General features: G+C 57.8%; 20 protein-coding genes. 6 read left to right on the top strand and 14 right to left on the bottom strand.

The features are described from left to right. Window positions 1-435: 435 nt before the first annotated feature. Window positions 436-2610 carry a TonB-dependent siderophore receptor gene (locus tag AO068_RS12335; RefSeq protein ID WP_058408490.1) on the bottom strand — a complete coding sequence of 725 codons (2175 nt, stop codon included), beginning with the start codon at window positions 2608-2610 and terminating at the stop codon, window positions 436-438. Window positions 2611-2911: 301 nt separating this feature from the next. Between AO068_RS12335 and AO068_RS12340 the strand changes: the two genes are divergently transcribed. Beyond that, window positions 2912-3220, top strand: a complete 309-nt coding sequence (locus AO068_RS12340; protein ID WP_004657615.1) for a PepSY domain-containing protein — start codon at window positions 2912-2914, stop codon at window positions 3218-3220. A gap of 92 nt (window positions 3221-3312) precedes the next feature. Here the strand turns inward: AO068_RS12340 and AO068_RS12345 are convergent, their stop codons facing one another. The 8 genes from AO068_RS12345 to AO068_RS12380 form a co-directional block, all read right to left on the bottom strand. After that, entirely contained in the window at window positions 3313-4476 is a 1164-nt protein-coding gene (locus tag AO068_RS12345; protein WP_057424199.1) for a PQQ-dependent sugar dehydrogenase, read from the bottom strand. Between the two features lie 62 nt (window positions 4477-4538). Next, window positions 4539-4859 carry a hypothetical protein gene (locus tag AO068_RS12350; RefSeq protein ID WP_058408491.1) on the bottom strand — a complete coding sequence of 107 codons (321 nt, stop codon included), beginning with the start codon at window positions 4857-4859 and terminating at the stop codon, window positions 4539-4541. Window positions 4860-5099: 240 nt separating this feature from the next. Then, window positions 5100-6284, bottom strand: a complete 1185-nt coding sequence (locus AO068_RS12355; RefSeq protein WP_058408492.1) for a GAF domain-containing sensor histidine kinase — start codon at window positions 6282-6284, stop codon at window positions 5100-5102. 116 nt (window positions 6285-6400) lie between these two features. Next, complete coding sequence (locus tag AO068_RS12360) at window positions 6401-7576, bottom strand: PAS domain-containing sensor histidine kinase (RefSeq protein WP_058408493.1); 1176 nt, start codon at window positions 7574-7576, stop codon at window positions 6401-6403. Further along, entirely contained in the window at window positions 7566-8387 is an 822-nt protein-coding gene (locus AO068_RS12365) for an alpha/beta fold hydrolase (protein WP_058400136.1), read from the bottom strand. The genes AO068_RS12360 and AO068_RS12365 overlap by 11 nt, the downstream gene beginning before the upstream one ends. A 338-nt stretch (window positions 8388-8725) precedes the next feature. Then, the gene (locus AO068_RS12370) at window positions 8726-9163 is read right to left on the bottom strand and encodes a nucleoside deaminase (protein ID WP_058408494.1); all 438 of its coding nucleotides are present in this window, start codon (window positions 9161-9163) and stop codon (window positions 8726-8728) included. 28 nt (window positions 9164-9191) lie between these two features. Beyond that, window positions 9192-9692 carry a hypothetical protein gene (locus AO068_RS12375; protein ID WP_058400134.1) on the bottom strand — a complete coding sequence of 167 codons (501 nt, stop codon included), beginning with the start codon at window positions 9690-9692 and terminating at the stop codon, window positions 9192-9194. Between the two features lie 134 nt (window positions 9693-9826). Next, complete coding sequence (locus AO068_RS12380; RefSeq protein WP_058408495.1) at window positions 9827-10840, bottom strand: ABC transporter substrate-binding protein; 1014 nt, start codon at window positions 10838-10840, stop codon at window positions 9827-9829. A gap of 121 nt (window positions 10841-10961) precedes the next feature. Between AO068_RS12380 and AO068_RS12385 the strand changes: the two genes are divergently transcribed. After that, the gene (locus AO068_RS12385) at window positions 10962-11372 is read left to right on the top strand and encodes a GNAT family N-acetyltransferase (RefSeq protein ID WP_058408496.1); all 411 of its coding nucleotides are present in this window, start codon (window positions 10962-10964) and stop codon (window positions 11370-11372) included. A 24-nt stretch (window positions 11373-11396) separates the two neighbouring features. Here AO068_RS12385 and def read toward each other — a convergent pair whose 3' ends face one another. The 3 genes from def to AO068_RS12400 form a co-directional block, all read right to left on the bottom strand. After that, window positions 11397-11936 carry a peptide deformylase gene (gene def / locus AO068_RS12390; protein ID WP_058400131.1) on the bottom strand — a complete coding sequence of 180 codons (540 nt, stop codon included), beginning with the start codon at window positions 11934-11936 and terminating at the stop codon, window positions 11397-11399. Between the two features lie 47 nt (window positions 11937-11983). Beyond that, complete coding sequence (locus AO068_RS12395; protein ID WP_058400130.1) at window positions 11984-12952, bottom strand: YihY/virulence factor BrkB family protein; 969 nt, start codon at window positions 12950-12952, stop codon at window positions 11984-11986. Window positions 12953-13178: 226 nt separating this feature from the next. After that, entirely contained in the window at window positions 13179-13370 is a 192-nt protein-coding gene (locus AO068_RS12400; protein ID WP_002554399.1) for a CsbD family protein, read from the bottom strand. A gap of 244 nt (window positions 13371-13614) precedes the next feature. Between AO068_RS12400 and AO068_RS12405 the strand changes: the two genes are divergently transcribed. After that, window positions 13615-13995: a hypothetical protein gene (locus AO068_RS12405; RefSeq protein WP_058400191.1), complete on the top strand. Its 381-nt coding sequence runs from the start codon at window positions 13615-13617 to the stop codon at window positions 13993-13995. 78 nt (window positions 13996-14073) lie between these two features. Here AO068_RS12405 and AO068_RS12410 read toward each other — a convergent pair whose 3' ends face one another. Further along, complete coding sequence (locus AO068_RS12410) at window positions 14074-14475, bottom strand: DUF2177 family protein (RefSeq protein WP_058400129.1); 402 nt, start codon at window positions 14473-14475, stop codon at window positions 14074-14076. Between the two features lie 38 nt (window positions 14476-14513). Beyond that, window positions 14514-15350, bottom strand: coding sequence for a CvfB family protein (locus AO068_RS12415; RefSeq protein ID WP_058408497.1), 837 nt, complete (start codon window positions 15348-15350; stop codon window positions 14514-14516). Between the two features lie 306 nt (window positions 15351-15656). On the opposite strand from AO068_RS12415, the gene AO068_RS12420 reads away from it, so the two are divergent. From AO068_RS12420 to AO068_RS12430, 3 genes are all read left to right on the top strand, one after another. Next, window positions 15657-15845: a hypothetical protein gene (locus AO068_RS12420; RefSeq protein ID WP_002554403.1), complete on the top strand. Its 189-nt coding sequence runs from the start codon at window positions 15657-15659 to the stop codon at window positions 15843-15845. Between the two features lie 167 nt (window positions 15846-16012). Next, window positions 16013-16525: a hypothetical protein gene (locus AO068_RS12425; protein ID WP_004657591.1), complete on the top strand. Its 513-nt coding sequence runs from the start codon at window positions 16013-16015 to the stop codon at window positions 16523-16525. Window positions 16526-16669: 144 nt separating this feature from the next. Further along, a complete protein-coding gene (locus tag AO068_RS12430) occupies window positions 16670-17398 on the top strand; it encodes a TorF family putative porin (RefSeq protein ID WP_058408498.1) in 729 nt (242 codons plus the stop codon). Window positions 17399-17447: the final 49 nt, after the last annotated feature.

Consider the following 17447-nt stretch of genomic DNA (forward strand, 5'->3'; position numbering starts at 1 on the left):
GGACGCTCCGCGTCCTCTTGACGACGCAGAGCGTCGTGAACTGCACTCCCGCGCTGGAGCGTGAGGAACGATCACTTCAATTATCGTGCGACGCTCCGCGTCGCATGCCGTTTCTGGACGCTCCGCGTCCTCTTGACGACGCAGAGCGTCGAGAACTGCATTCCCACGCTGGAGCGTGAGGAACGATCACTTCAACTATCGTGCGGCGCTCCGCGTCGCATGCCGTTTCTGGACGCTACGCGTCCTCTTGACGACGCAGAGCGTCGTGAACTTCACTCCCACGCTGGAGCGTGAGGAGCGATCACTTCAATTATCGTGCGACGCTCCGCGTCCTCTTGACGACGCAGAGCGTCGTGAACTGCACTCCCACGCTGGAGCGTGTGGAACGAGAATCCCGACGATCGTGCCAACGCTCCGTGCAGTAGAGCCCGTCCACTAAAAGTTGACGGTGGCCGACAATCTTGCCGTTCTGGGTGCGCCCATGAATAGGTAGTCGTCACCCAGATACTCCCCGGCATCACGCCAGTAGCGTTTGTCGAAGAGGTTGTCGACGGTCAGGCGCAGGACCGTGTCGTAGCCGCTGATTCGGGTGCTGTAACGGCTGCCGATATTGAACAGTGTGTAGTCATTGACCTGCACGGAGCCTTCACGGTCAGCGTACTTGCTGGCGCTGTACTGCATCCCGCCGAGTAAGGCGAGCCCGGGCACCGGCAGGCTGTAGTCGGCTTGCAGGGTGCCACGGTATCTGGGCACGTTAAGGGCCTGATGATCGTCATAGGCCTCGGTGCCGCTGTCTTCAACGCGTGCCTGGATGGCCGCCGCACTGGCGGATATCTGCAGGCGGTCGGTCACCCAGCCACTCGCCCCCAGTTCAAGCCCGGTGTTTTTCTGCTCGCCTTGCTGCACATAGGTAAACGTGCCGTCATCGTTGGGCCTGGAATACTGGTAGGCCTGACGGGCCTGAAACACTGCTGCCGTCAGGCTTATACGCTGCCAGTCATACTTGATACCCGCTTCCAGTTGCCGAGACACGGTGGGCGCAAGGATTTCACTGGCATTGGTGGTGAACCACGCCGCTGTCCCGCCCAGCGACAGGCCTTTGCTGTAGCTGGTGTAGAGCGAAAGGTTGTCCACCGGTTTGTAGATCAATGCCGCCTGCGGCAGGAACACGTAACGCTCGGTGTGTCTGGCGTCGCTGCCATCTTCAGTAAACGCCTGCTCGTCGAGCCGCACCTGTCGCCCGCCCAGCACGGTTTGCCAGTGCTCGTTGAAACTGATCCGGTCGGTGATAAACAGCCCGTACTGACGGCTGTCCAGACGGCGCTCGGTATGTGGCAGCGTCATAGGCGACGGTGCCACCGATTCAGGCGACTCGTTGATCGTGCCCGAGCCGACGAATTCATTGAAGGTCCCGCGCGTGTCCACGGTGCGGCGGTAGGCGCTGGAGCCGAAGGTCAGCTCGTGCCCCAGTGATCCGGTATTGAACGTACCGGACATTGCCGCTTCGACCTCGTCGTTACGGCGCGTGTCGTCCGGGCTGCGGAAGTCGTAGATGTCGTAGCCACCCTCGGCGCTGAAGTGGTTGGGTACCGCTTCGGCTGCGCAGCTGGCCGAGCCGTAACAGCCCCACGCAAAGGCGCTGTAGTCATCAATGACCACGCGACTGCGCGACGCACTCAGGCTGCCCTTCCAGCTGTCGTTGAACCGGTATTCGAAACGCCCGTTCATGTTCAGCGAGTCGATGCCCACCGGGTTGGACCAGTTTTGATAGCCCAGCAGCTTGCGTGGCGAGGCGTCGTGAGGCAGCACCGTGCCGCCGAGCAATTGATAACCGGGCACCGAGCGCTGCTCTTTGCTCTGATACTCGATGTCGAGTTGCAGCAAGGCGCGCTCGCTGATATTCCAGTCGAAGGCCAGCGAGGCGAAATCACGCTGGCCATCGGCGTGCTCGACGTACGAGCGAATGTCTTCATGGGCCAGGTTGGCGCGCAGCCCGAACTGCTGTTCGCTGCCGAACCAGCCGCCGACATCGGTCGCGAGGTAGCGCTCGCCGTGTTCGTTGGTAGATACCGTTACCGACCGGACATCCTGCGCGCGCTTGGTCTGGTAGTTGATTACACCACCGGGCTCTGAAACGCCGCTCTGCAAGCCGGACAGCCCCTTGAGCAACTCGACCTGCTGCTTGTTCTCCAGCGCCACGTTCTGCTCGCCGGCAATGCTGCGGCCGTTGATGCGATAACTGTTGGCCGCGTTCAACGAGAAGCCGCGCACCACAAAGTTTTCGTAATAGCCTACCGGCGCATAGCCGTCGCCGACCGAGGCATCGTTGCGCAGCACGTCACTCAGCAGTTTTGCCTGACGGTCCTTGATCAGCGCTTCGCTGAACACTGAAACCGAGGCAGGCGTGTCCAGCAGCGAAGCCTGATCAAACCCGTAAATCGACGCCCGACCAGCTTTATAGTCGCTGGCACCTTCCTGTTCGCTGAACCCGGTCACGTTGACCGCGTCCAGAGTGAGCGGATCCGCAGCCATTAGCGGCGAGGCAACAGCCATGCCCAACGGTAACAATCGCCAGGCATGACGCATGGCAGGTCGGTAGGGCGTACTCATCGATCAGACTCCGCAAGGACAGGTGCCTGGACAGACGCGATGCACCTTCCGGCAGGGGGCCAACCTTTTACGTTCACCGCCGGTTTTTTTCAACCTTTACGTGACGGTCTGCCGGTAAACGAATGACGCGGAAAAACTCTACTTACGTATCAGGGGAAAGAAGCCACCGCAAAAAACGTAGCGCACCGGAATAATTAAGCGTGAATTAAGTAAGTGTGGCTAATCTGAATTCAACAAAACCGCTGAACCAATCAGCGTGTCACGAATCCATTGAAACAGATCAATCAGAAAGGAATACCCTATGAAACTTATGCCTGCCGTCTTCGCCGCTGTTGCCCTCACTGCTGTTGCAGGTGCCGCCCAGGCCGACGTTGGTCCCGATGAAGTGATCCGCCTTTACAAGTCTCAGGCATTGGGTGACTTTGAACAGTTCAACAAGCAGGCCGTTGCCAAGCACACAGGCTTCACGGTCCACGATACCGAGCTGGAAAAAGAACGCGACGGCCGCCTGGTCTATAAAATCGAACTGAAAGACGCCAAGGGTGTGGAATGGAACTACGACGTCGATGCCAAGACGGGCGAAGTGGTACGTGACGCAAAGGATAACTGATCCGACTGCCCTAACAGTTATCGCACCGAGAAACCATAAGAAAACTCCCACTACATTGTGGGAGTTTTCTTTTTCAAAGGTTTAACAGGCTATTATTGAGCCAACCCGACTTTCAGTAACTTACCCTCGTCTTCATCCGTCAACAAATACAAGTAACCGTCCGGCCCCTGACGCACATCGCGTATCCGCTGTTTCATGCCTTTCAACAGCCGTTCTTCATGAACGATCTTGTCGCCATCAAATTGCAGCCTGATTAATTCCTCAGTGGCCAGCGCGCCGATGAACAGATTGTGATCCCACGCCTTGAACAGGCTGTGGTCATAGAACGCCATACCGCTGATGCCCGGTGACACTTCCCAGACCTGAAACGGTACTTTTGTGCCTTCGACAAACTTGCCTTTGGCTTCCGGAATCGGCTCGCCCGAATAATTGATACCGTGGGTCGCAATCGGCCAGCCGTAATTCTGGCCACGTTCGATGATGTTCAATTCATCGCCGCCCTTGGGCCCATGCTCGTTGGTCCACAACGTACCGGTCCACGGGTTGAGCGCTGCGCCCTGCTGGTTGCGATGGCCGTAGGACCAGATCTCGGGCCGGACGTTTTTCTGCCCGACAAAAGGGTTGTCTTTCGGCACACTACCATCCGGGTAGATACGTACGATCTTGCCTTGCAGCTTGTCCAGGTCTTGCGCAGTAGGACGATCATTGTTTTCGCCAAGCGCGATAAACAGATAACCGTCGCGATCGAATACCATCCGCGCGCCGAAGTGGTTGCCCACCGATAGTTTTGGTTGCTGACGGAAGATGACTTCAAAATCTTCCAGACGGGTCATGTCTTTGGACAGACGACCACGCCCTGCCGCAGTACCCGCAGTATCTCCCTCGGCGGCGGTTTTGCCACTGCCTTCGGAGTAGGTCAGATAGACCATGCGGTCCTTGGCGAAGTCCGGGGAAAGCACAACGTCGAGCAGACCTCCCTGCTTTCTTGCCCAGACTTGCGGCACACCGGAAAGCGGCTCGGATAATTTGCCGTCCGCCGACACGATACGCAGGTTGCCGGAGCGCTCCGTCACCAGAATGCCCTGCTTGTCAGGCAGAAATGCCAGTGCCCATGGGTGATCCAGACCTTCGGCAACCGGGGTGACCGTGACGGTGCCTTGTTCGCTTTTGTAGGTTTCCGGGGCGGCGCTTGCCGTCAGCGGCAGGCTCAGAATGGCAGCAGCACACCAAGTGGCGATCAGGGTTTTTCTAAGCATGAGCGTTTCCTTATGCATTGAGTCGACGTCCCGCGATGAAACGGGCTCGCTTGGTTGAAGATTCAGTTGGCGCGGCTGGGGTCGGTTGTCGGCGTAGAGGGACGCGGAGCATTCTGGCGCGTGGGGTAGCCGTTGCCGATACCGCCGTTCTCCAGCGTAGGCCTGCGTACAGGCGGCGCAATATTGGAGCCGGGCGCGCGGGGCGTTATTGACTCGGTGCCCTGACGGCTGTTGGGATTTGAGCGCTTGATCGGGCTGTTATAGGGGTTGCTGCTGGCGCCGTTGTTGAGTGTGCTGTTTGGCAGTGTCTGCGCCTGAACAGCACTGATGCCACATGACGCAACCAGCACGCCCCCTACAAGATTGCGCAAAAAACTGTTCATCACTACCTCTTGGCAAAGGAGAAACTGCGGGGTAACCGTGAAGACTCAGGCCTTTGACGGCAGCCCAGGCCTCAGGTTCGACCCGACAGTGTCGATGAGCAAGCATAGCGGTGTGAGAGTTTGTAACAAGGATGGTCAAAGCGCATACCTTCAGCCATGCGCGACGCCACGCAGGCTTGGCCCTGGCGCAGGGCAAGGAAGCGCCACGCACAGGTCACACATCGTGGTTTGCGGGCGTATCTACGCCGACTTCAAAGGCATCCTGAACGTGAAGACAGTGCCCTGCTCTTGTGTCGAGCACACTTCAAGCGTACCGCCATGCGCCACGGCTATCTCGCTGGCGATATAGAGCCCCAGGCCTAGCCCGGCTTGCGGCTCGTCGGTGATTGGCCGTGAGTAAGGGAGGAACAACTGCGAACGAACGGACTCGGGTATCGGCTCGCCCTGATTGGTAACGCTGAGTAGAAACAGATCACCGCGCACGCCCGCTGTCACCTCGACCGGGCTTTGGGGATCGCCGTGACTGATCGCGTTGGACACCAGATTGGACAGCAATTGTGCGATCCGCTCGTGGTCGCAGCGAATACGCTCCAGCATCTTTATATCCGACTTGATCAGCCGGGACGGGTGAACGCGGCGTATCTCTGACACAACATGCTCAAGCGTTTCATCCAGCCCGTGTGCATCGTGCATGCTCAGCGGAATACCATGTCCCATGCGGCCACGGGCAAAGTCGAGCACGTCGTCGACCAGTTGCGAGGCGCGTTTGCCAGACGTCAGGATGTGTTGCACGACTTGCAGGGCCTTTTCATCCAGTGGCCGACGCAGCAGCAATTCGGCACTGGCATTGATGGCAAACAAAGGGTTGCGCAGGTCATGCCCCAGAACGGCGATGAACTGCTCGCGCAGCTCTGCCACCTCACGCTCGGCCAGAAGGTCTTCACGCACTTGCTGCAGGTTTTCTTCGGCCTCGATCTGCAGTGCCAGAAGACGCGCAAAAGACGCCATCATCGACTCGATGGGGGTACCCGTCAGCTTGGCGGGTTTGGGGTCCAGCGCACAGATAGTGCCGAAAAAGGTGCCATTGGAGAGGAAGATCGGCACCGATATGTAACTCTGGAAGTTGTATAACCGCGGCGTATGGTGCTCACAAAACAGCGGATCCTCAGCGACATGATCAATCACCACAGCCTTGTGGGAGCTGCGAATCTCGTGGCAGATTGTGCTGCTGAGTTCCAGCTCGCCGCCGGGTTTCAAACCAAAATCCAGCTTGTCCAGAACCGCGCAGGCCATCCAGGTACTTTCGGTGACACGCGCCACGGCGGCAAAGCCCAGGCCGGTTGATTCGGTGATGACTTGCAGGATGGCCGGAACCGCGCTGATCCGGCTTATCTTGGCTACATCATTTGAAATGGATTGCCGCATGGAGAACCTGTACCAGCCTTGAGGTAATAGCGCAGCGTTTAGTTTAGGTCTGTAACGATCATTGTGCACCCGTGAATACGCCACGTTGACCGAAAAAAACCTGGCCGCACGTTCACTCATGCAGGAGGGCGCGGGAAGGCCACCGTGAACGTTGTACCCTCCTCAACCGACGAGCGAACCGTCACCTCACCCAGATGGGCTCGAACAATCTCACGAACAATGAACAGGCCAAGCCCGACTGTGCGGGTTTCGTCACTGTCGCTGACCACCCGTACGACCGGTTCGTACAGGTCGTCCACCTTCTCCATCGGTATGGGTTCGCCGACGTTGTGCACCGACAGCTTGATCAGCCAGGTATCGAAGGACGACGTGATCAAAACCTCGCTGCCGTCCGTGCCATAGTTGATGGCGTTGCTCACCAGATTGCCGAGCATTTGCAGGAGACGATCCGGATCCGCCGAGCACGCACCCTGTCCTTCGCTGCGATGCGTCAGCACCCTGTGCGGGAAAACCTGGCGCAGCTCTTCGACGCCTCGGGCAACAACCGCGTGCAGATCGATAGCCTGAGGGACCACAGCAATACCGCTGCCGACGCGGGCATGAGTAAAATCCAGCAGATCCACAATCATGCGGTCGGCCCGATCAGTGGAGTGGTGGATGTGCCCGAGGATTCGTTCTTGTCGCGACTCGAGTTGCGTGCGCTCCAGCAGCCCGGCCGCCATCTTGATTGCCGCCAGCGGGTTACGCAGGTCGTGGCTGACGATGCCAATCATCTGCTCGGCAAAAATGGCCCGTATTTCAGCCTCGGCATGAGCCAGACGCAGGCGATTGCGTGCCGAGGTAAGTTCTGTCTGAACAGTCATCTGTTGCTGCAACAGCTCTTCGGCGATCTTGCGCGCAGCAAGCAGTTCACGTTCGTACTTGTTGCGCTCCTCGGCCATGAACACCGCCACTTCATGCAAAACCCCGGTCGGATGCTCGCGGCGTACGGCATTGAGCATCATGGGGATGGCGCGGCCATCGGCATGAATCAATTCGACCTTGACCTCGGCAATTGACCCCTGAGTCTGCAAGAGCGGTGCCCAGTGGGTTTGCAGGAAGACTTTGCCTGCCACATTCAACAGGTCTTGAAAACGGCGCCCTAGAACAGCTTCACGCCCAAGGCCCAGCCAACGGCAGAACGTCAGATTGGCACGCTCAATGGTGCCATTGGGCAAGGTAACCAACAGACCGCAGGCCGCATGTTCGTACAGGTCTTCTGTCACTGGCAGACTCACCTGTTCAACCGTCATGTGCAGCGCTCTCGTAAGACGCCAGAAACTGATTCATGGCGGTTATGCATTCCTGCGGCGCGCTCATGTGCGGGTAATGCCCCACGTTGTCGATCATGTGCAAGGTGCTGTCGGCAATGACACGGTGCAGGTACTCGCCAACCTGCACCGGCACCACCAGATCGTCACTGCTTTGCATGATCAGCGTCTTGCTTTTGAGTTTCGCGACATCGGCACGATGGTCGGAAAGGAAGGTCACGCGGGCAAACTGCCTGGCGATCTCGGCGTTGGTACGACAGAAGCTGCTGGCGAGTTCTTCACCCAGTTCAGGCCGGTCAGAGGCCCCCATGAGTGTCGGTGCCATGGTGCTCGACCAGCCCAGGTAATTGCTTTCCAGCGTCTCAAGCAACGAGTCGACATCGGCGCGAGTGAAGCCGCCCACGTAATCACCGTCGTTGAGGTAATGGGGCGATGGACCCACCATGATATGACCGGCGAACCGGCCGGGCGACTGAAGCTCGGCAAGCACTGCAATCATGCAACTGACCGAATGACCGACATGCACAACCGGGCCGTTTCCGGCGAACTCGTCGACCAGTTCCAGCAAGTCGCTTGCATAGCCCTTGAGCGACGCATATTTGTGCGGGTACCAGGCCGATACGTCAGAATCTCCGCTGCCAACCAGGTCGAACAGCACAACCTTGAAGCGTTCGGCAAAGTGCGGAGCCATGAAGCGCCACATGTGCTGATCGCAGCCGAATCCATGAGCAAAAATCAGGGTGGTCGGTCCGTCGCCCACGATATTGACGTTATTGCGCTGTTGGACCGACATATCGGGCTCCGAAAATAATCAGGCACACGGCCTGTTGTGCATACCGTAATGATGATGAGAGGAGATTATCACCGTTAAAGGCACACTAGTGGCACAAACAGCACTTTAAGTCCGGGGCGGAAGAAGATTATTGATCGATGATCAGGATCGGGCCATTGAGGCCTGAGCGTCGGCTAAGCGCGCTGCCTCGCCAGGCTGAGGATGTGTGACGCAGAACGTCACCAAAGGCATGTCAACGCAGAGCATTGGCACGGCAGGCAAGTATCGCGATGACTATTGTGTCAATTGCACTGGCCCGAGCCCGTTCTCGGGCTCATGACCTGGAGGTTTAACCCCCCTTACTCGCCGATATCTTCGTTCCACAACTCAGGCTTGCTGGCGATGAAGCCCTGCATCATGTGCTTGCAATCCTGGTTATCAAGCACCTCGATCTGCACGCCACGCGAGCGTAGCAGTTCCTCCTCGCCCATGAACGACTGGTTCTCGCCGACGATCACCTTGCGAATGCCGTAAAGCAGGATAGCTCCGCTGCACATCGCACAAGGAGACAGCGTGGTATAGAGCACCGCATCACGGTATACGCTGGCCGGTTGGCGGCCGGCGTTTTCGAGAGCATCCATTTCGCCGTGCTTGGTTGCACTGCCCTCTTGCACACGGCGGTTATGCCCCCGACCAATGATCTTGCCATCGTGAACAATGACCGAACCGATGGGGATTCCACCTTCCTTCAGCCCTAGTTGTGCCTCATCGATTGCAGCCTGCATGAATGCGTCCATGGTTTTGCCTCATATCATCGAATGGATGTCAGCGTTGCAGTGCTGCCTGAGCGTTGCCCAGCGCACGACTTACGAATTGTCCCAGCAGCTCCGAGGACCGGGCTTTCATGTCGGCGCTGACCTGGGTGTTTCTGGCTCTGAATCTGCTCACCAGGGAAGGCGAGTCCTCGCCCTGATTGAGCGAGCGCAATTCCTCGGCCGTAAATGAATGGGCATAGGCCGCTGCCAGATTGCGGTCCCATTGCGCTTGATACTCAGGTTGCAGGCGCTGCAACTCTTTTTGCACCAGTTCCTGAGCTTCGGTCTTGCCAATTGCCTGCACGATACCGGCAAACGTCGCTGTGCGCGAGGCGACCTGATAACCCAGCCAGGCCAGACCTTCGCCCAGATTTCGCTGTTCCACCAACGCCAGCGCCATGTCATCCGCTTCTTCGGCGTTGACCGGGTGCATCGCGTCCAGGCACAGGCAAGCCATAAGCGCCAGACAGGTCTGCCACGCACCTCGCGAGCCCTGGATGTGATCAGCCATGGCTCCTCCTGAGCATGAATTGACTGAGCCCTGAACTTAACAGCTCGGCAGGGCTTTACCACCCGGCACGTCGTATACCGGCCATTGATGACGTTATCAGCTATGCCACGTCCATGATCCTTGCAGCGCAACGGTCAAAGGCTGTGACTGACTTTGGCGGCAACATCGGCTGGCAACCAGGCTTTCCAGACCTCGGGGTGCTGCTTGAGGAACCTGGCGGCGGCGACGCTGGGGTCCTCATGTTTGTCACTCATTTCACCCAGTGTCCGGTTGAGCAGATCAATCGGAAAATCGACGTTTTTGAAGACACTCACCAGCTCAGGGTATTGCTTGCTGAATTCTGCCGACACACCGATAGACAGCGTCGCCGCCAGCGAAGAAGTGCCACGCGGGTTGGGGTTGCTGGCATCGGTCAGGGTTTTCCAGGCTTCTGCATCGAAAGCGGGCTCTTCCAGCTTGATCAGCTTGTACTTGCCCAGCAAGGGTGTGGGTGACCAGTAATAGAACAGCACTGGCTTGCCACGGCGGATGGCCGATGCGACTTCAGCGTCCAGCGCTGCGCCCGAGCCGGTGCGAAAGTTGACGAAGCTGTCTGTCAAGCCATAAGCCTTGAGCTTCTGGGTGTTGACGATCTCCGAGGTCCAGCCGCTCGGGCTGTTCAGAAAACGGCCCTTGTCGGGCGATTCAGGGTCTTTGAAAACGTCCTTGTAGCGCGCCAGGTCAGCGACAGACTTCAGATCGGGCGCTACTGGTTTGATGCCTTTGGCGGCATCGCCCTTGATTACGTACTCAGGCACCCACCAGCCTTCAGTCGCGCCTTTGACGATGTTGCCCAGGCCGAGCACCTTACCGTCAGCTTCAGCCTTGACCCACACCGGGCTGCGTCCTGTCCACTCTTCAGCGATCACCTGAATGTCATTTTTCGCCAGCGCAGTTTCCAGACTGACGGTGCTGCCGGGCAAGGTATCAGTACGGTAGCCATAGCCTTTCTCGACGATGGTACGCAGCACCTCGGTGATCAGGCTGCCACTTTCCCAGGTGAGCGCACCGAACTGGATAGGCGCGTTTTTTTCAGCCGCCCCTGCTGTCTGCCCAAGCAGCCCCAGCGCCAGAAGTGAACAGCCCAACAGTCGTGTTATCGATTTCATGCTCACCTCAAATGGCGCGGGAAAAAACGGGTCTGAACCTATCGACAGCAGCCCGTAGCGATTAGTTGTGACGGCTTTAGCCTCTGTATGATGCGAAGCCCACGTTCCGAGCCCGTCCGCGATGTCTGAAATCCGCTTTTACCCGTTACCCGATGCGTGCCGCCCGCTGTTGGGCAAGTTTTACCGTGAGCACCAGTCGTCAATGCGCGCGGCCGCCAAGGGACAGGCGTGGGTGGCAAAGGAGGCAGAAATCATCGGCGCCTTGTGCCTGACGCCCGTCGCTGAGGGGCATTGGCTGACCGGGCTGTTCGTGGCGCCCTCCATGCGCGGGAAAACAGTGGCGCGAAGCTTGATCGACGCAGCGCTGCAGCCGCTGAACGGGCCGGTGTGGCTGTTCTGCCATCCGGATTTGCTGGGGTTTTACCAGCTCGCCGGGTTTGAGACAGCACAACGTCTGCCACACACCCTTGGCGAGAAATTCATGCGCTACAGCCGCAGCAAACCGCTGATTGCGCTTTGTCGGGAAGCCTGACGGTTTTGCAGAGCGGTTAGACGATCATTCATCGGCATTGGGGTCCATGTCCGGGAACATTACGTCCATGAAGCCGAACTTGCTGAAGTCGGTAATGCGCGACGGGTAGAGACGACCAATCAGATGGTCGCACTCATGCTGCACGACCCGCGCATGAAACCCATGGGCAACACGCTCGATCGGCTGGCCATCAGGGTCGAAACCTTCATAGCGAATGCTCTGGTAACGATTCACCATACCCCGTAACCCCGGCACCGACAGACACCCTTCCCAACCTTCTTCCAGGCTCGGGTTCAACGGGGTAATCAGCGGGTTAAGCAGGATGGTCTGAGGGACAGCCTCGGCCTGAGGGTAGCGCTCACTGCGCTCGAAACCGAAAATGACCAGTTGCAGATCAATGCCGATCTGCGGTGCGGCAAGGCCCACACCGCCCACGCTGTGCATGGTCTCGAACATGTCGGCAATCAGCGTATTGAGTTCGCTGCTGCCGAACATGTCTGCGGGCACCGGAGGGGCGATGCGCAACAGGCGCTCATCGCCCATTTTCAGGATGCTACGGATCATGGCTGCGTTGTTCCTTGCCTAAAAAGCAATCTTGCCACAGAACGCGATCAGGTTTCGTCAGCCTTCTGCAGTGGCACCGAGTGATCGCGGCCCAGACCGGAAACATGCTGTTTGCCTGTTTCGCTGCTTTCCTCGCCCAGCCCGTCGCCTGCTTCCTTCTCGCCTGCGTCCTTGCCTTCGGCGGACATATGCTCGATCACCGCATTCATTTCAGCCCCAAGCAACAGCACGGCAGCCGAAATGTAAAAGTACAGCAGCAGGACAATGATCGCGCCGATACTGCCGTACATGGCGTTGTAATCGGCAAAGGTCTTGACGTAAAAACCGAAGGCCAGTGAAGCAACGATCCATACCACCACCGCCAGCACCGAACCTGGGGTAATAAAGCGAAACTCCTGTTTGACGTCAGGCATCACGTAATAGATCAACGCCACCGCAACCATCAGCAGAATGATGATCGCCGGCCAGCGCAGGATGGTCCACAGCGTCACGATGAAGTCTTCCATGCCGATCTGGGCTGCAATCCAGTTCATCACTTGCGGCCCCAGTACCATGAAAGCCGCTGCCGCGAGCAACATGCCGGCAATGCCTACGGTGTACAGGATCGAAAGCGGGAGGCGCTTCCAGATAGGCCGCCCTTCGACCACGTCGTATGCAGCGTTCATGGCACTCATCATCAGGCGCACACCCGCCGAGGCGGTCCATAGCGCGATCACGATACCGATGGACAGCAAGCCACCCTTGGACTGTTGCAACTGGTCGATGACCGGGTTGACCTGCTCGAGCGCCTGGGGCGGCAGGAGGAATTCCGATTGCAGCCGCAACCAGGAAAAAAAGTCCGGCAGGTGCAGAAAGCCGATCAATGCGATCAGAAACAACAGAAACGGAAACAGAGAGAACAGCATCTGATAAGCCAGTGCCGAAGCATAGGTCGACATCTCGTCGTCGAGGAACTCGTTGACGGTGCGCAACAGCACTTTACCAACTGGCAGTTGACGCAAATGGGGGAAAATCATGGCGCTTCCTCTCGCTCCCTTACTGGAAAACCTCACATCCTGAAAACCGGTACTTCATGCATGCAGTGTCCCGCATGTGGCGCTGAGATGCGAATACCGATGGCACATTGACTGGACAGGTCGTGAAAGGTTTCAGTCCCGCAGAGCAGAAAGCATAACGGCCATCCGTGGATGGCCGTTATCAGTCTTGCCTGATCCCGGCATGAAAGCGCCGGGACCACTCGACTCAAGCCTTGTCCACGCCCTTCTTGATCGCGTCCTTGGCTTTACCTTTGGCTTGCTGGCCTTCGCCTTTCAGCTCTTGCGCCTTGCCTTCAGCCCGCAGTTTGGTGTTGTCGGTAGCCTTGCCAACAGCCTGCTTGACGTTACCAACTGCTTCGTTGGCCATACCTTTGGCTTTATCGCTGGTGCTGCTCATCGTGAATCTCCTGGGTCTGAAGACCGCGCTGGAATCGGATGTCGTACTCGACAAAACGGTTGACCTGCGCCTGTTGCGAAGAGTTTCAACTATTTTCTGGCCGGCTGATGCCGCTCGTCTGCCATTTGCAATGGCGCGCTTTTCGCCCGCCGACGGCGAGTTTGCATCGAAGTTTGTGCGAGAATGCGCGCCACTGTTGTCCGGCAGGGCCGACACGCTGAACAAACCGATTCACAGGAACGTTATGAAACTTGATAAAAAGCTGGCCATTGCACGCAGAAACCAGGACCTGGGCGGCGCGGTGCTCGGCGTCAATAACACGCACTTCGCCGTGCTGGACCGAAAAAGAAACATCTGGTGGTTCGACCTGCCTGTACCGCGCCTGCAAGTTGGTCAGTACGAATGGCTGCACTTGCTGCTGCACACACCTGAAACCGACCAGTTGCTGCACCTGAAAGTGACCACGGTATTCATGCGTGATCACATGGAAGGCCTTGAAGTGCGCAATGCGGACAAACGCAAGCCGACCGTCAGTCTGGAGCTGAGCGCCGACAAGGATTCATTCCTCAAGGACATGCGCCCCAAGGGCAGCAACCTGGGTTTTGCCGCCTTCTTGCAAAAATAGCTGCACCAGCAGTCGCCACGTTCCCGCACGGCTCGGGATGAAAGTTGCCAATCGGCAACCTCATCCCGGCCTGCCGCTTCACGTAAACCGACGCACCGCCAGATACCCCGCCGTCCCGGCCAATGCCGATACCACCGTGCCCCACGCAAGGTCCACCAGCGCCAGTTGCGCAGGCCAGCCCTGCAAGGTGGCCCAGTTGGTCAGGTCATAAGTGCCGTAGGCAACCAGCCCCAGCAGGCCACTGAACAAGGTCGCACGGCTCAGTCGCTGCTCCCTGACCGCGGGCATTACGCCGAAAACCACAACGCCTGCCCCGTAGAGCAGATAGAACGCTATTGCAGGTCCTGCCACGGGCGTGGCAAGCATCAGCGGCCCGAGCCATTCACGGTAGGTCGGCCCCATGAGCACGCCAAGCCACAACCCGTCGAGGATCAGAAACGCCAGTAACGTGCCGAGGTAAGCGGTGAGTATTCTTTTCATGGGACGTCCTTGATGAAATTCCGGGCCCGGGCGATATATCAGACCAGGTCGATACGGTCAGCGTGAATCACGATCTGCCCCTGTTTGTACAACGCACCGATAGCTTTCTTGAAGTTACCTTTGCTGACCCCAAACAGGCCGCTGATGACCTGCGGATCGCTTTTGTCGCTGACTGGCAATGTACCGTTGTTCTCACGCAGCTTTGAGAGAATTTTCGAATTCAGGCTGCTCGCTGCTTCTGCGCCCACCGGCTGCAGGCTCAGGCTGATATTGCCGTCGGCACGGATTTCCTTGATGTAGCCCTTTTCCTGCTTGCCGGCGCGCATGAACTTGAACACTTCGTTCTTGTGAATCAAGCCCCAATGCTTGTTGTTGATAATCGCCTTGAAACCCATATCGGTCGCTTCGGCGACCAGCAGGTCAACCTCCTGGCCGACGCTGTAACTGGCCGGGGTTTTGTCCAGATAGCGATCCAGGCGCGCGGTGGCGGTGATGCGCCGCGTGTGCTTATCGAGGTAAACATGAACCACACAGTATTCACCGGCCTGCAAGGTACGCTTCTCTTCGGAGTACGGCAGCAACAGGTCCTTGGGCAGGCCCCAGCCGAGGAACACGCCGATGCTGTTGACTTCAACCACCTTGAGGCTGGCAAACTCACCGACCTGCACTTTGGGTTTTTCAGTGGTGGCGATCAGCTTGTCTTCGCTGTCCAGATAGATGAACACATTGAGCCAGTCTTCATCTTCAGTAGGAATATCCTTGGGGATGTACCGATTGGGCAGAAGGATTTCACCATCCTGCGCACCGTCCAGATACAGACCGAAGTTCGTGTGCTTGACGATTTGCAAGCTGTTGTAGCGCCCGATTAAAGCCATTTCCAGATACCCTCATTGCGTGGGCGGCATTCTACCCGACTTTAACGCCGGGTTCGCGCCGCGTGGCAGAAGGTGCCGACATGGCTTCCACTCGTCAGTTTCCCCGATCGAAACGGCTTGACGCGCTCGGGCAGCACAAAGGCTACCAGTCATAAACTTGTCTTTTAAAACAGAGTGTTAGATTTAAATCGCGCAGAGCCCAGGCAGCTCCGCCAAACGGCCGACCTCGGGCGAATGCCATATTTGCCAAGCAATAATCAAGCGTTTCCTGTACTCTGGCTGGCCGTATTACGTTTATGAAGGTAAATGGCAGCCATGCGTATCAAAGCATCCCACTCGAAAGCCAAACCCGCCCCAGCCGTTGAAACGAGCGATTCGATCAACGCGCAGATTGCAGCTTTCCTGAAGTCCGGCGGTGAAATCCAGCAAATTGCCAAAGGCGTGAGTGGCCAGACCTTCGCACCTTCCAAGCAGATCAATCTCGGTAAAAAGTAAAACCGCGCCCTGCCTGTCGATCTCTATGCGCCTTGACGCTCAAGGCGCTAGATTGACGATCCTTCGCTGGATATTCTTCCGGTCACGCTGCTACTCTCTCCTCTGATATCACTATGACCACGAGCTGGATCACGCTCTGGACGTTATCTTCTTTGTGGAATGCTCGAATGAAGAACTGGATGCTTTTCGGCGCACTTGTCTACCTTGGCGGCTGCGCATCGCACCACTGCGAAAACGGTCCCAATGACAGTCAGCTCACCGACAGCCCATGCCGGGCGGGGCATCTGCTTTATCAGAACGACATGCTCCAGGCCAAGTTGCTGATCAGCGAAGACGACCGCGAAAACTACGAACTGGCCGAAGCCATGTTGCGCCGTGCCGCACTTGACGACGCATCAGGCGAAGCCGAGTTCTATCAGGCCGTACTGTTGATCCGTCAGCAGGCCGATCAAAAACAGATTATCGAGCTGCTGCAGACTGCGGCAAAACACAAGCATCCACTGGCCATCGCCCTGCTCTCGCAACAGCTGAGCGTCAGCGACCCGAAACTTGCTGAACGTTACCAGGCCGAGTACTCCCAACTGGACGTCGCCAAGAGCGGCTACCCGTCGTTTCAACAGGCGCTGGTAGTGATTCGCGGCCTGGTCATCCCCTCGGCGCGCACCACTGCGGCTAACTGACACACAACGGATCGACGAACGGTGCGCCCTCGGCCAATTTCAACGGTATCCTTGCGAGGCTCTAGCTCGCGGCTTGTGTCGGCTCCTGAGCCATTTTCGATACGCCATCCCTGACCACACTCCTCGCAGATCAAGGAGTGAGCCATGCTCAGCCCTCGCTTACATGTGCTGTCTTTCAGCGCCATGCTTGTCTGTCAGTCCGTCTCTGCCCAGGTTCTGGAGCGGGACTTGGGCGACTTCGACCTGAAACTGGCAACTACGCCCACGCGCAGCATGGCGCAAGGCCTGGTGACGCCGAGCGGCGGCTCGGGCTCCTTTCATGGCGGGCTGGACCTGACCCACGAGAGCGGCTTCTACTTCGGCCAGTGGGCACCGAACATGGGGTTTGCTTCCGATTCCGGGATGGAACTTGACTCCTACATGGGCTTCAAGAAACCCTTCGATAATACCTTGGGCTATGAACTGGGGATGATTCGTTACAGCTACCCCGATACCAGCCAGATCGACAGTCACGAGTTCTACGCCGGACTGCGCATGCGAGACAGCCGCATCGGCGCAGCATTCAGTAACGATGTCGGCACACGCGACAGCACGGTATTTGTCGACCTGGGGGCTATCGAGCAACTGGGTGTGGGCGTGCGCATGCAGTACGCCAATCATCAGTTTGATACCCCGCAATCTTCCGCCGACGGCGGGTTGATCAACGGTTTCAACGACTGGTCGCTGAACCTGTCACGCCCCTGGCTGGGCATTGACATGAACCTCATCTACAGCGGCTCAAGCCTGAGCGGCGGCGATTGCAGTGTCTACAGCGGCCACAACGCTCGCTGTGAAGGGACGTTTACGCTCAAAGCGGTGCGCTCGTTCTTTTAAAGGCTCAAACCGGTTGAACTGCCAGACGCTACACTCCTCTACTGCACGT

Source organism: Pseudomonas sp. ICMP 3272, assembly GCF_001466905.1.
GTDB classification, from domain to species: domain Bacteria; phylum Pseudomonadota; class Gammaproteobacteria; order Pseudomonadales; family Pseudomonadaceae; genus Aquipseudomonas; species Aquipseudomonas amygdali.